Raw genomic sequence first — 12989 nt, forward strand, 5'->3', positions numbered from 1 at the left:
CGGTACGGAGACCCGGCCGGCCGTACCCTTCGGGGCCCGGACGGTGAGGACGAACGAGTCGTCCCCCGCTCCGCGCCGCCACCGTACGGAAATCGAGCCAGCCGGCACCGGCACGTCGCCCTGCGCCCAGTCCAGGTCCACCGGATCGGGCTCCACCGCCCACCTGCGATAGCCGTCACCAAGTGGCCGGATGCCGAGCACGTCCATCGACAGCGCGGGCACCGCGGTGCTCCAGGCGTGGGCCATACCGACATGCCCGCCCCAGGTCACCGACGTGCCGGGCCGCGGGACGGCCGGCTCCCCGTCGGCGCCGACCTCCTCCCAAGGTGTTCCGGGACCCTTGCGGATCATGTGGCCCCATGCGGTGCGGATCAGGCGGAGCGCTCCGGCGCCGTCGCCGTAGCGGAACCGGCCAAGGCTCTCCTGGGCCATCACATACGGGGAGATGTACCGCGTCATGTACGGGTTGTCGGTGTGCCGGGTGGTGAGCGTGCCGTACGGACCGCTGAGTCGGGTGTCCAGATACGCGATGGCACGGCGGGCCCGCTCGCGGTCGAGCACCCCGAAGGCGAGGGCGGCGGCGTTCGCGTCGGCGGTGTGGTCGCGGCGCGGGTCGTCGGTGTTGAGCGTCATGGCCCCGGCCGCCGGGTCCCACATCCTGGTGAGGAGCGCGGCCCGGACCCGGTCCGCCCGGCGGTCGAGCGCCGCCGCGGCGTCCCGATCGCCCGCCACGGACCGCGTCAGCCGGGCCAAGGAGCGCAGGGCCGCGTAGTACGCGGCGTTGGTGGTGGCGTCGATGCCCGCTGCCCGGTCCGGGGTGTGCCAGTTCTGGGCGGCCAGCCCGTCGTAGTCGGCGGTCCGGAACAGCCCGCCGTCCGTGTCCGAGGCGCGTTCACCGAAGAAGCGCAGGGCGCGGCGCGCGACGGGCAGCAACGATTTCACGAAGGCGCTGTCCCCGGTGAAGCGCAGGTAGTCGGCCACGCTGACGACCCACAGGAGAGTGAAGCTGTCGAGCCTGACCTTTCCGGCCTGGCCCGGTGGTTCGAACCCGGCCGGCGATCCGTCCGGCGGACCGGGGTTGCCGGGCTCGCACGGCACGTCGATCAGGCTGGTCGCCGGAAGCGTGCCGTCGGGCCGCTGCTGGCAGGCGAACAGGTTGAGGGTGTCGCGCAGTACGCGGCGGTACGCACCGCCCTGCTGGTACGCGGCCAGGGCCACCAACTGGACGTCGCCCGCGTAGACGGTTCGGTCCCGTTTGGGGCCGTCCATGACGACCCAGGGCCGCGCCCGCCCCGCGGCGGTACGGCGCCCACGCGCGGTTGACAGGTCCAGGCCGTACGCGCTCGCGTACCAGGCCCGGTTGAGCACCGGGTCGCTGGAGAGGAAGTGCCCGTCGTACGCGCCGGGGAAGGTGGTCTGCCGCACCCGCACGAAGTCCAGGGTGAGCGAGCCGGGCCCGTCCAGCGTGATCGCGATGTACCGCTGGGAGCCGCGCAGACCGGGGCTGCGCAGCACGGTGGACGTGCTCGGCGGGGCGTAGACATCCGCCCGTCCGTCGGGATCGTCGTCGGTGCCCAGGGACCGGCCCTGGTGGAAGAAGCCGCCGGGATCGGGATCGGCGTCCCCGTCCGGGGTGAGGTACCGGCGTGCCTCCGCGTACGACGCTCTGACCGGCGCGCCCGACGCCCGCCGGACCCCCAACTCGACGTACCCTCCGGCCAGTACGCCGAGGTCGATCACCAGTCGCGCGCCCCGTGGCGCGGTCGTGGTGAGAGTCGCCGCCGCGCCGCCCTCCCGTAACACCCCGTCGGCGCCGGTGACCGTGCCTCCGTCTCCCTCCACCGTCACCGATTCGGGCCGTACGAACGTGCCGGGGACGTTGTGCACCTGCTGCCGCCAGGCCGGGTCCAGGACCACCGGCTCCCGGGACAGGGCCACCGCCCGGTCCTGGGGCCCGGCGGCGAGAGTCCCGGAGAGGGTCGCGGCGAGGCAGACGAGGACCACCGTCGAACGCGTCATTCGGTTCGTTTTCATTGTCTATGCTGTACGCATACGCTGAGTGATGGTCAATGTCAGGCGGGGTGACGGCGGATGGAATCCGGCCACGACCAGGACACGAGCGCCGTGCGCGGACTGGAACTGCTCTGGGGCCTGGGTGAGCGACCGAAGCGGGGCCGCCGCCCCGCCTTCACCCTGGAGCGGATCGTGCGCACCGCCGTCGGGATGGCCGACGCCGAAGGACTGGCCGCCGTGTCCATGCGCCGGATCGCCGAACGGCTCGGCTGCACCACGATGTCGCTCTACCGGTATGTGCCCGGCAAGGCCGAGCTGCTCGACCTCATGACGGACACGGTGATGGGCGAAGTCCCCCTGGCCGACGCCGCCCCCGGTGACTGGCGGACCAGGCTGGAGCTGTCCGCCCGCGCCGACTGGGGCCTCTACCACCGGCACCCCTGGATCCTGCGCCTCCCGGCCGGGCGTCCCGCCCTGGGCCCCAACGGCTTCGCCTGGTACGAGTCCGTCCTGCGGGTGCTCACCGCCACCGGCCTGCCCCCGACGGCGCTGGCCAACGTGTTCGACCTGCTCGACGCCTACGTTCGCGGCGCGGCCCGCGACTCCCTCGACGCGGCCGCCGTCGAGCGGCACTCCGGCGTCACCGACGAACAGTGGAGGGCCGCCCGCGCCCACTTCTGGGACGCCATCTTCGTCCCCGCCCACTACCCCGTGCTGGCGAGCCTCCGCGCCGCCGGTGCTCTCCACCACCCCCGCGACCGCGGCTTCGAATTCGGCCTCCAGCGCGTGCTCGACAGCATCGAGACGTTCGTCCGGAACCAGCCCCAACGCCATGACGAAACGTCAAAGCGTTACGAAACCCCCTGTCCGCAGTGCGGTAACCCCGCTCCCGGCCCCGCTCCCAGCGGCCGCCCACGCACCTACTGCTCCGACGCCTGCCGCCAAAGCGCCTACCGAGCCCGCCGCACCCGTCGCCTCACATAGCCCTGGCCGAGTGACCAGTTCACCAACGGCCAGGAGATTGCGGACTGTCACCAGGCCCCGCGCAGACGACCCGGACAGCGGCTTCCCGGACAGGCAACGGACGTCAGGCACCACTCGGCTGGATCATCTTCCGGCCGGCGGTGGCTCCTCCGTCCACGGCGACCGACGCTCCCGTCATATACGGAAAGTCGTCGGAGGCCAGTCCGAGCACCGCGTGCGCGATCTCCTCGGCCTCGGCCATCCGCTCGAGACCGTCGATGTTCAGTGGCCCGAACGCCTGCTTGTACTTCGCCCAGTCCGCGCCCGGGATGTTCGGCGGGCGGACGAAGGGGGTGTCGGTGGTGCCGGGCAGCAGAGCGTTGATTCTGATTCCCTTGGGCCCGTAGGCGAGCGCTGCTGCCTTCACGATGCCCTGCACCGCCCGCTTGCTCGCGGAGTAGGCGGCACCGTTCGGCCGCGCCTGTTCGGCCGCCGACGACGAGGTGCAGATGATGACGCCGCCTGCCGCCCTGAGCATGTGCGGGATCTCGTACTTGATCGCCAGGAACACGCCTCGGGCATTGGTGGCCTGGACGTCATCCCACTCCTCGACGCTCATCTCATGGGGCAGCTTTCCGCTGCCGATGCCGGCGTTGTTGAAGGCCACGTCGATGCTGCCGTAGCGGCTCGCCACCCGGTTCACGAAACTCTCCACCTGGGCGGCTACCCGCACATCAGCCTGGATGTAGCCGGCTTCGCCGCCCGCGTCCCGGATCTCCCGTTCCACCCGGCGCCCCAAATCGGCTCGCCTGCCGCAGAATCCGACCCGGGCGCCCGCCGCGGCGAACGCCTTCGCCGTCGCCCTGCCGATACCCGAGGTGGCACCGGTGGCCCCGGGCCCTTCCGGACACGGGCTGACCGGCATGCGCGAACGTGTGGACCTGCTCGGCGGCCGACTCGATGCGGGACCCACGGCCGGGGGCTGGCGGCTCACGGCCCAACTGCCCGCCATCGCAACCAGCTTGGAGCCCCAGCCGTGATCCGCGTCCTCGTCGTCGATGACCAGCAGCTTGTCCGCATGGGTCTGCGCATGCTCTTCGAACAGGCTGAGGACATCGAGATCCTGGGCGAGGCAGACAACGGTGCGGAGGCGGTACGACTGGCTGAACGCCTCACTCCGGACGTCGTCCTCATGGACCTGAGAATGCCCGGCATGGACGGCATCACGGCCACCCGCCGGATCCTGGCCGCCCGCCCCGCTGCCCGGGTCGTCGCCCTCACCACGTTCGACGACGACGATCACCTGTATCCGGTGCTCGGCGCCGGAGCTTGTGGTTTCCTCGTCAAGGACACCCCACCCGCCGAACTCCTCAACGCCGTACGCCGGGCCGCTGACGGGGAGGCGCCCTTCAGCCGGGACACCCTGGACCGCATTGTCGCCCAAGCGGTCCACACCCGCACCGGCTCCGGCACCGGACCGGATATCCCGGCGCCGGCCATCACCCCGCGCGAGCGGGAGGTGCTCGGCCTGCTCGGCGTGGGCCTGTCCAACAAGGAGATCGCCGACCGGCTGCACCTGGGGGTCACCACGGTGAAGACACATGTGGCGAGCCTGATGACGAAGACGGGCCGAGACAACCGCATCCGCCTCGCCGTCCTCGCCGTCCGGGCCGGCATCACTCCGGACTGACCCTTTCGCGAACCCGGTCCGCACCGCGTACTCGACCCACTGAGAGAGCGAAACCGCTTGAAACGGGCGTGGTTCACGCAGGATCTACCATTGCTTCTTCCCGGTTCGCGGCCTTGTGAAGGGGCTTTGCGGCTTCGGCGAGTCCTGTCAGCAGGCGTGGCGGAGGCCGAGGGCGAAGCCGGGAAATCATGGAGGCGAGTGTTGACAGATGATGATTGTCGCTCGAACATGAGCAGAAATCGTCAATATTTTGCAGTGCAGCCACACGACATCATGCCCGCCCGCAGGAGGACGTGAGTGCGCACCCGCCCGCGCAGTACGCGCAAAGCCCGTAAACTTGTCATGTTCCCGGCCGCTGCTCTCGCCCTGACGCTCATGCCGTCCGTGGCCGGTCCACTCGCCGCACCGGCGCAGGCGGACCCCGCCGCCCGGGCGAGGGTGACCGAAGGCCCAGGTGTTCTCGCCGTGTCCGTGGCGGCCACCAGGAAGGCCCCCGGCTACACCGTCGACATCGCCACCGATGAGCTCGCCCTCACCACAAAGCGCGCCGGTGAAGTCGCGCTCGGCACCGCGCGCGGTGACACGGGGGGCCTGCGCTTCCGGTCCGCGGGTCACTGGCAGCACGCGACCGAGGTCACCGACTGGAGATGGCAGGACGGCGTCCTCACCCTCACCGCGGACACCACACTCGACGGCGCCACCGTCACGGCGCGGCTGACGCCCACCGCGGACCGCTACCAGCTCGACTGGGATGTCGAGGGCGGCAGCCCCGACCAACTCGGCCTCGCCTACGACCTGTCATCGGGCGGCCACTGGTACGGCCACGGCGAGGCGGAGACCCCGCAGGGCGGCCCCGGTGTCAACCAGCCCTGGCCGCTCGACACCGGCGAGGTCGACCATGAAACCTTCGGCCCGGCCTCGTACGACATGATCGACCCGTTCTGGTACACCTCCAAGTCCACCGGCCTCCATGTCGACACCGGGGACGTCATGGACGTGGCGCTCAACAAGGGCGGGGACGGCCTCGGCACCTTCACCGTCGAATCGCCCGACACCTACAAGGCCACCGTGTTCGTCGAGTCGACCCCGCTGGAGGTCTACCGCGACTACATCGGCATCGTCGGCAAGCCGAGCAAGAGCGATGCCACCTACGAGCAGTACGCCAAGCCGCTGTGGAATTCGTGGGCGCAGTTCTACACCAAGATCGACCAGGAGAAACTGCTCGACTACGCCACCGATCTCCACGACAACGGCCTTGACGGGCACACCATCCAGCTCGACGACAAGTGGGAGTCGAACTACGGCAATCTGACCTGGGACCCCACGACCTTCCCCGACCCCAAGGGCATGTCCGACAAGATCCACGACATGGGGTTCGACTTCGGCCTCTGGGTCACTCTGTGGATCAACCTGGACTCCGCCAACTACCAGTACGCGGCCGACCACGGCTATCTGCTCATGGACGCCAAGGACACGAGCAAGCCGTGCGAAGTGACCTGGTGGAACGGTCGGGCCGGGATCATCGACCTGGCGAACCCCGACGCCAAGGGCTGGTACGAGGGCAACCTCAAGAAGCTCATGGACACCTACGACGTCGACGGGCTGAAGTTCGACACCCGCTTCTTCGACGAGAAGTGCGCGCCGCACGAGGGGCACCAGGCCACGGACTACCAGGAGCTCGGCACGCGGCTCGCCGACGAGTTCGACCTCCAGGGCGCGGGCATCCGGGTGCACTGGAACCGGACGGCCCACGAGGCCGGCTTCGTCACCCGCCAGGTCGACAAGGGGACCGGCTGGGACTCCCTGCAAGCGGCCACCACCCAGAACCTGGCGATCTCCACGATCGGCTACCCGTTCGTCGAGTCCGACATGATCGGTGGTTCGAACAGCCAGCCCCCGCCGTCCAAGGATGTACTGGTGCGATGGGCGCAGTCCGCCTCGCTGATGCCGCTGATGTACGCCTCGACATCACCGGTGGACACCAATGACACCACCACCGGCCAGAAGGTGGACTACGACCAGGAGACGGTCGACCTGTACCGGCAGGCGATCAAGACGCACGAGAAGCTCGCCCCGTACATCTGGGATCAGGTCCGCAGCACCCTGAGGACTGGCGACCCGATCATGCGTCCCCTGTTCTTCGACTATCCGAAGGACAAGGAGAGTTACACCGTCACCGACGAGTGGATGCTCGGTCCGGCCGTACTCGCCGCACCCAAGCTGAGCACCGGCACCACCCGCACCGTCCACCTGCCAGCCGGCACCTGGTACGACGTCAACCACGGCACGGTGATCCACGGCCCCAAGAACCTCAAGGGGTATGCGGCGCCGCTCGGCGTCACCCCGGCGTTTGTCAACCTCAAGGCCAAGGGGGCCGCCAAGGCCATCAAGGCCCTGAAGCGCGACGACGCCCCGGCGGCCTCTTCCTGATCAGCCCCGACGCCCCGGCCACGGGCTCCGGTACCGCCAGGACCCACTTCATGGGCGCCCGCGCCGATCGGCTGGGCGCCGTTGGCCAGGCTGTCGATGGGCAGGCCGTCGTCGACCGTGCCGCGGGGGACGCGGGCGGTGGTGGATCAGCGCGATGGCTGGACGCCAAGCCCTGCCCTCGGGAGCAACGTCAACGGGTGTGCGGGAATCCATGCGCCGCGGCGGCCGCGTGATCGCCGGGCCCCGGCTGCCGGAACCCGGGCGGGTTCACTCCGCGAGCAGTTCGGTGGTGCGGTCGGCGACCTCCCGCCGCAGTGCGTCGCGCACCGCGCCCACCGCCGGGTGGGTGACCGCTTCCCGCCGCATGGCCAGGGTGATCGGCAGCCGGATGTCGACCTCGTCGGCCAGCAGCCGCCGTAGCGGTTCCCTGAGGGCGAGGAAGGCCGGCAGCACACCGATGCCCGCTCCCAGGCGGGTGGCCTCGAGCTGGGCGAAGACGTTCGTGGAGGAAAACGCCGGGGTGGCGCCCGGCAGATGGCGCTCGATGTCGAGATCGCCGACCTGGAGCATCGACTCGATGTAGAAGATGAGCGCGTGATCCCGCAGGTCGGCGAGGGTCTCGGGGGACCCGCACCGGGCGAGGTACTCATCGCTGGCGTACAGCCCCAGCGCGTAGTCGGTGAGGTGCTCGGTCACCAGGCGGCCGCCCGGCGATCCGCCGATCGCCAGGGCGAGATCGAAGCCGGACGGATGCAGGGTCAACTGCCGTGTAGCCGTGATGAGTTCAACCTGAAGCCCGGGGTGGTGCCGTCGCACCCGGGTCAGGGCGGACGCGGCGAAGACGGTGCCGAAGCCGTCGGGCGCGCTGACGCGCACGGTGCCGCGCAGTGACCGTACGCCCTGCCCGGACACCGCGTCGGCGACCCGGGCGAGCGCGTCCTCGATCGCGCGTGCGCTCTCCGAGACCTGCTTCCCGGTCTCTGTCAGGGCCCATCCTTCCGCGCCCCGCTCCATCAGCCGGAGGCCGAGGCTCTTCTCCAGCGCGGCGATACGGCGGGAGACGGTGGTGTGGTCCACCCCGAGCGCGTCGGCGGCGGCCACCAGACGCCCGGTACGGGCGACCGCGAGCAGGTAGCGCAGATCATCCGCGCGCAGTCTGCGCGGATCGACCGGGCCGCGGCCGGCCGCCGGACGCGGTGCCGGGCTCTCGTCGGCCGGCCGGGAACGGGGATGCACCAGCACACCGTATCTGCATTTCCGCAGAACCGGTCTGCGTCATTGGCGCTTGAACGCACACCGGGGCAGGCGTCACAGTCGAACAACCTCAGAGCATCCCGCTCCCCCCACCCGCCCTGCTTCCACCTGCCTTCCTTTTCCACCTGCCTTCCTTCCACCGTCGAGAGGTTCTCCATGGTTGCCAATCTGTCCCTGCCGCGGATCACGCGCGTCGGCCGAGGTGCCGCCGACGAGTTGGGCGAGGTCATCACGGGCCTGGGACTGAGCCGCCCCCTCCTGGTGACGGATGCGTTCCTGGTCGGGACGGGTGCGGCGGAACGCCTCACGGCGACACTACGGAAGGCCGGTCTGCACCCGCGGCTGTTCTCCGGCACCGTGCCCGACCCCACCACCGACTCCCTGGTCTCGGGGCTGGAAGCGCTGCACGACCACCGGGCGGACGCGGTGATCGGGTTCGGCGGCGGCAGCCCGATGGACACCGCCAAGGCCCTCGCCCTGCTCGGCCTCCAGGGCGGTCACATGCGCGACTACAAGGCCCCGCGGATGAACCTCGGCCCCGCGCTGCCGGTGATCGCGGTTCCCACCACCGCCGGCAGCGGTTCGGAAGCCACCCAGATCACCGTCATCACCGACAGTGCCACGGACGAGAAGATGCTCTGCATGGGCCCGGCGTTCCTGCCGCTCGCCGCCGTCGTCGACGCCGAACTGACCATGTCGATGCCGCCCCGGCTGACCGCCGACACCGGCATCGACGCACTCACCCACGCCGTCGAGGCGTATGTGAGCCGCAAGGCCAACCCCTTCTCCGACGCTCTCGCCCTCACCGCGATCGAGACGATAGGCCGCCATCTGCGCCGCGCCTACGCCGACGGCGGCGACACCGACGCCCGCGAGGCCATGATGCTCGCCGCGACCCAGGCCGGTATCGCGTTCTCGAACTCCAGCGTCGCCCTCGTGCACGGCATGAGCCGCCCGATCGGCGGCCACTTCCACATCGCCCACGGCCTGTCGAACGCCATGCTCTTCCCCGCGGTGACCGCCTTCTCCGTGCACGCGGCGCCCGGCCGGTACGCCGACTGCGCCCGCGCCCTGGGAGCCGCGACCACCACGGACAGCGACACCACGGCCGCCGACAAACTGGTCGACGCGCTCAGCCGACTCTGCCACGACCTGGCCGTACCCACCCCCCACGACTACGGCATCGACCACGAGGAATGGAACCGTCTGACGCCCCTCATGGCCGAGCAGGCCCTCGCTTCCGGCTCACCCGCCAACAACCCCGTCGTCCCCACCACCGACGAAATCCAGGACCTCTACAGCCGGATCTACGCCTGATCCCCGCCCAACAGACAATCGGTGCGCCTCCCGGATGACATGGTGGCAACGGCACGCGCCGCCGCACCGCCTGACGGCCGCCGTCAGCACTCGACCCAGCCGGTCGGCGTCGGCACCGCCGGCCTGAGCGCAGCGGGTACGGAACGAAGAGCGCCGTGCCATACGCGGGCCATCTTCTCGTGACCCGCCTGATTGGGATGCATGCCGTCGGCGAGGTCGGCGGTGGTCAGCGCGTCGTATATGTCCACGAGATGCACCCGCGGCCCCTTTGCGGCGACCACCTCGGGAAGGGCCGCGTTGTAGATCCGGACCCGCCGCTCCCGGGTGGGATCGGACTGCGGCGGAACCGTGGCGACGAACACCTCACAGGCCGGCCGGGCCTCCTGGATGTGGTCGATCAGCCGCGCCAGGGCCGTCGGGGCCCACACGGCGTCGTGGTTCTGGTTCATATCGTTCGTGCCGATCAGCAGCAACACGGTGTGGGGGACGCTGTGCCGCAGCCATGCATGTATGTGTGCGTCCAACTGGTCGATGCGCCAGCCGGAGTGTCCTTCGTGGTGGCGGGAGCCCAGTTCAACCGGGCCGTTGGCGAGGGAGCCGACGAAGTCGACGGCATGGCCGTCCGCGGCCAGTCGCTGCCGGAGCGCGACGCGGTAGCCACCGGGGTGGGCGTTGTGCCCATCGGTGATGGAATCACCCAGGGGCATGATGCGCACGCTTCCCGCGGACGTGCCGGAGTGGCTATGAGGGTTGAGTGGCGCTGCCACAAAGGGCTCCTTGGGGACGCGGGCGGTTGACGGCCGTAGGGGGAGGGCGTCAGGTCCCCTCCGCCTACGGCAGCTCGGTCAGACCTTCGGCGGGATCGGCACGGTGGGGGTGATACCGGTCGACCCGTTGATCATCTTGGTGGCGGCGCCCGCCAGGCGCAGATAGAAATCGGACGAGACGCTGGTCCCGTCGGCGTCCAGGGTGAGGAAGTACTGATCGGCGGGGATCATCGACCTGTCCGCCGCGGCCGGTGCGATGGCAGTGGCCTCGTCGTACTCGTCGAACATCGCGATGAAGGCCGATAGGCCGGGGAATCGGGCAGGCGCAGCGTGCCGTTGGCGGTGTTGGTCCAGTCGCTCTGGATCGTGGCCACCAGATTGGTGTCGTTCAGGCCGCTGATGTCGTACTCGATGTAGAAGCCGCGCCCGTACTTCTGCGCCGCGTCACGTGCCTTGCTCTGGATGTCATTGCGTTGCTCGAGGCGCGGCTGGCCGACCGCGACGATGTCACTGCCGAAACGCTGGAGGGCCGCGCCGTCCATCCCGTACCGCTGCATCCAGTGGAAGTGCTGGTCGATGACCGCGGTGGAGTAGGAGCTGAACAATGTGGCGGGCTTGCCGTTGCCCAACGGCGCGTACCCCGTCCGGAAGAGGGACCCGGCGGGATAGGCCGAGACATCCGGGTAGAGCTCGAACGTCTGGTTGCCGGGGGACGGTGTGCTGCCCTTGGACCAGTGCGTCCAGGTGTTGATCGGAGAGCCGTCGCCAGTGGCGGCGAACCACCCCTGGTACCCCACGTACACCTTCCCCTTGACCGCATCAGCCGCATACCTCCGCACCCGCTCGGGCGCGGGACGCGCGCCCGAGGAACTCCCGGTCCGCGCAGCGGCGGGCGTGCGGCCGCCGATTCCGGCCCAGGCCGCTGCCCCTGCCGCGCCCAGAGCGCCGGTACCGCGCAGGAAACTCCGCCGGTTGTGGGAGTGTTCAGCCATTTCAGCTCCTTGCTCGGCACGGTGTGTGAGACGAATCGATGGGGCCGGGCAGCCGCTCCCGCGCCCGGCCGTGGCGGGGCACCGCCCGCTCAGGCCGCACGGGATCGCAGGCGCCGGTGGCCACCGCGAGCGCTGGAGCTCTGGAGCGGCACGAGCGAGCCGGGAACCGCGCGCAGCGCCTCGTACCAGACGGCGGCCATCTTCCCGTAGCCGGCCCGGGTCGGATGAATGCCGTCGGCGAGATCCGCGGTGGTCATCGCGTCGTAGATCTTCACCAGATGCGCGTGTGGCCCCTTCGAGGCCACGATCTGCGTAATCGCCGCGTTGTATGCCCTGACCCTGCTCTCGAGGGTGGCGTTGGACTGCGGCGGAATGGTCGCGACGAACAGCTCGCACCTCGGCTTGGCGGCCCGGATGTGGTCGATGAGCCGCGACAGACGTGCGGGTGCTTTGGTGATGTCGTAGTTCTGGTTGAGGTCGTTGGTGCCGATGAGCAACAGGACCGTGCGGGGGTCGCTCTGCTGGAGCCAGGTGTTGATGTTGGCGTCCAGTTGGTCGATGCGCCAGCCGGAGTGGCCCTCATGGTTGTGATCGCCGAGCTCGGTGGGGCCGTTGGACTGGGAGCCGACGAAGTCCACGGTGTAGCCGCCGGCTGCCAGACGCTGCCAGAGACCGACGCGGTACCCGCCGGGGTAGGGGGTGAATCCGTCGGTGATGGAATCGCCGAGCGGCATGATGCGCACACCGCCGTTGGACTCTCCTGGGGTGTCCGCCAATGCTGGGGTCGATCGCAGTACGAGATCGGCGGCCACAAAGGCGCCGCCGAGAAGGGCCGCGCGTCTGGACATGGTGGCGTTCATGGGACTCCTGCGGGAGAAGACGGCTGCGAACGGGCGTGCGGATGTGCGCACTCTCAGGCGTTCGAAATGAGCGCGAAATGGCACCGCGGTCACCGAGCGCCGGGAGTAAGAAAATGCATGGGATTGCGTCGCGTCAATACGGAAAGCGTGCTCTGCCGTGAAGAATTCACGGCCGGAAAACTTGTTTCCTTCCGCGATGACGTGGGTGTCTCGCGCGTGAACTGGTCATGGGCGCCGATCGGCACCCGTGACGGCCGTCCCGCGGCACGCGTCCCCGCACCTGGGCGTGGGCAGTAAGTACTTTTGCATGCGATGTCATGGTCGTCCGTCCCTCGGCAGGTCGGTGTGGACTTTGAGCGATCGAGGACAGGCTGGGCAGGTTCACCTCGCGGTGCCGCTGTGTGTGCGCGGGCGGGGAGCGAAAGCCAGGTGGAACACGGCGGCCGCGGCGCCGACGGCCGCGGCGTTGGCGCCGAGTGCGGAGTAGGTGCCCCGCACCGGGCGGACCCGGCGGGCGATCGGAAAGCGGTTGACCGCGGTGGAGATCTCCGCGAGATACCACTCCGCGACATCGGGCGGGACCGCGGGCCCGCCGACGATCATCAGGTCCGTGTCGTACAGCTCGGTCATGGCAACGGCACCGCGCGCGACGACCCGGGCGACGCCGCGGATCGCGTCGATCGCCCGCGCGTCGCCGTCGGCC

11 protein-coding genes and 1 pseudogene are annotated in these 12989 nt (G+C 69.8%); 4 read left to right on the plus strand and 8 right to left on the minus strand.

Annotation, left to right across the window (positions count from 1 at the left end):
- On the minus strand, positions 1-2019 hold a 2019-nt coding region (locus KN815_RS01045), incomplete at its 3' end, for an alpha-L-rhamnosidase C-terminal domain-containing protein (protein ID WP_216339243.1).
- Positions 2020-2091: 72 nt separating this feature from the next.
- Here KN815_RS01045 and KN815_RS01050 point away from each other — a divergent pair.
- Positions 2092-2997 (plus strand): TetR/AcrR family transcriptional regulator, encoded by a 906-nt coding sequence (locus KN815_RS01050; RefSeq protein WP_216339245.1) that lies wholly within the window; start codon positions 2092-2094, stop codon positions 2995-2997.
- A 103-nt stretch (positions 2998-3100) separates the two neighbouring features.
- Here the strand turns inward: KN815_RS01050 and KN815_RS01055 are convergent, their stop codons facing one another.
- Positions 3101-3901 carry an SDR family NAD(P)-dependent oxidoreductase gene (locus KN815_RS01055; RefSeq protein WP_253208662.1) on the minus strand — a complete coding sequence of 267 codons (801 nt, stop codon included), beginning with the start codon at positions 3899-3901 and terminating at the stop codon, positions 3101-3103.
- A gap of 111 nt (positions 3902-4012) precedes the next feature.
- Here KN815_RS01055 and KN815_RS01060 point away from each other — a divergent pair, with 111 nt between their 5' ends.
- Both KN815_RS01060 and KN815_RS01065 read left to right on the plus strand, forming a co-directional pair.
- A complete protein-coding gene (locus KN815_RS01060) occupies positions 4013-4666 on the plus strand; it encodes a response regulator transcription factor (RefSeq protein WP_216339247.1) in 654 nt (217 codons plus the stop codon).
- A gap of 342 nt (positions 4667-5008) precedes the next feature.
- Positions 5009-7096, plus strand: a complete 2088-nt coding sequence (locus tag KN815_RS01065) for a glycoside hydrolase family 31 protein (RefSeq protein WP_216339249.1) — start codon at positions 5009-5011, stop codon at positions 7094-7096.
- A 267-nt stretch (positions 7097-7363) separates the two neighbouring features.
- Here KN815_RS01065 and KN815_RS01070 read toward each other — a convergent pair whose 3' ends face one another.
- On the minus strand, positions 7364-8332 hold the full coding sequence (locus KN815_RS01070; protein ID WP_216339251.1) for a LysR family transcriptional regulator: 969 nt from the start codon (positions 8330-8332) through the stop codon (positions 7364-7366).
- Positions 8333-8506: 174 nt separating this feature from the next.
- On the opposite strand from KN815_RS01070, the gene KN815_RS01075 reads away from it, so the two are divergent.
- A complete protein-coding gene (locus KN815_RS01075) occupies positions 8507-9667 on the plus strand; it encodes an iron-containing alcohol dehydrogenase (protein ID WP_216339253.1) in 1161 nt (386 codons plus the stop codon).
- A gap of 83 nt (positions 9668-9750) precedes the next feature.
- On the opposite strand, the gene KN815_RS01080 is transcribed toward KN815_RS01075, so the two are convergent.
- The 5 genes and pseudogenes from KN815_RS01080 to KN815_RS01095 form a co-directional block, all read right to left on the minus strand.
- On the minus strand, positions 9751-10374 hold the full coding sequence (locus KN815_RS01080; protein ID WP_253208663.1) for an SGNH/GDSL hydrolase family protein: 624 nt from the start codon (positions 10372-10374) through the stop codon (positions 9751-9753).
- A 138-nt stretch (positions 10375-10512) separates the two neighbouring features.
- On the minus strand, positions 10513-10665 hold the full coding sequence (locus tag KN815_RS49860) for a hypothetical protein (RefSeq protein WP_253208664.1): 153 nt from the start codon (positions 10663-10665) through the stop codon (positions 10513-10515).
- Positions 10662-11426 carry a glycoside hydrolase family 71/99 protein gene (locus KN815_RS01085; protein WP_253208665.1) on the minus strand — a complete coding sequence of 255 codons (765 nt, stop codon included), beginning with the start codon at positions 11424-11426 and terminating at the stop codon, positions 10662-10664. The genes KN815_RS49860 and KN815_RS01085 overlap by 4 nt, the downstream gene beginning before the upstream one ends.
- Before the next feature lie 89 nt (positions 11427-11515).
- Positions 11516-12286 carry an SGNH/GDSL hydrolase family protein gene (locus KN815_RS01090; RefSeq protein WP_216339257.1) on the minus strand — a complete coding sequence of 257 codons (771 nt, stop codon included), beginning with the start codon at positions 12284-12286 and terminating at the stop codon, positions 11516-11518.
- 381 nt (positions 12287-12667) lie between these two features.
- A pseudogene (locus KN815_RS01095) lies at positions 12668-12989 on the minus strand (ROK family protein); the annotation flags it as partial.

The organism is Streptomyces niphimycinicus, from assembly GCF_018883605.1.
Classification (GTDB): domain Bacteria; phylum Actinomycetota; class Actinomycetes; order Streptomycetales; family Streptomycetaceae; genus Streptomyces; species Streptomyces niphimycinicus.

What these genes read in the sequence shown, in the direction of transcription:
- KN815_RS01090 (WP_216339257.1), bottom strand. Translation starts at nt 12,286, where the DNA reads ATGAACGCCACCATGTCCAGACGCGCGGCCCTTCTCGGCGGCGCCTTT.
- KN815_RS49860 (WP_253208664.1), bottom strand. Translation starts at nt 10,665, where the DNA reads ATGATCCCCGCCGATCAGTACTTCCTCACCCTGGACGCCGACGGGACC.
- KN815_RS01050 (WP_216339245.1), top strand. Translation starts at nt 2,092, where the DNA reads ATGGAATCCGGCCACGACCAGGACACGAGCGCCGTGCGCGGACTGGAA.
- KN815_RS01085 (WP_253208665.1), bottom strand. Translation starts at nt 11,426, where the DNA reads ATGGCTGAACACTCCCACAACCGGCGGAGTTTCCTGCGCGGTACCGGC.
- KN815_RS01080 (WP_253208663.1), bottom strand. Translation starts at nt 10,374, where the DNA reads ATGCCCCTGGGTGATTCCATCACCGATGGGCACAACGCCCACCCCGGT.
- KN815_RS01065 (WP_216339249.1), top strand. Translation starts at nt 5,009, where the DNA reads ATGTTCCCGGCCGCTGCTCTCGCCCTGACGCTCATGCCGTCCGTGGCC.
- KN815_RS01075 (WP_216339253.1), top strand. Translation starts at nt 8,507, where the DNA reads ATGGTTGCCAATCTGTCCCTGCCGCGGATCACGCGCGTCGGCCGAGGT.
- KN815_RS01055 (WP_253208662.1), bottom strand. Translation starts at nt 3,901, where the DNA reads ATGCCGGTCAGCCCGTGTCCGGAAGGGCCCGGGGCCACCGGTGCCACC.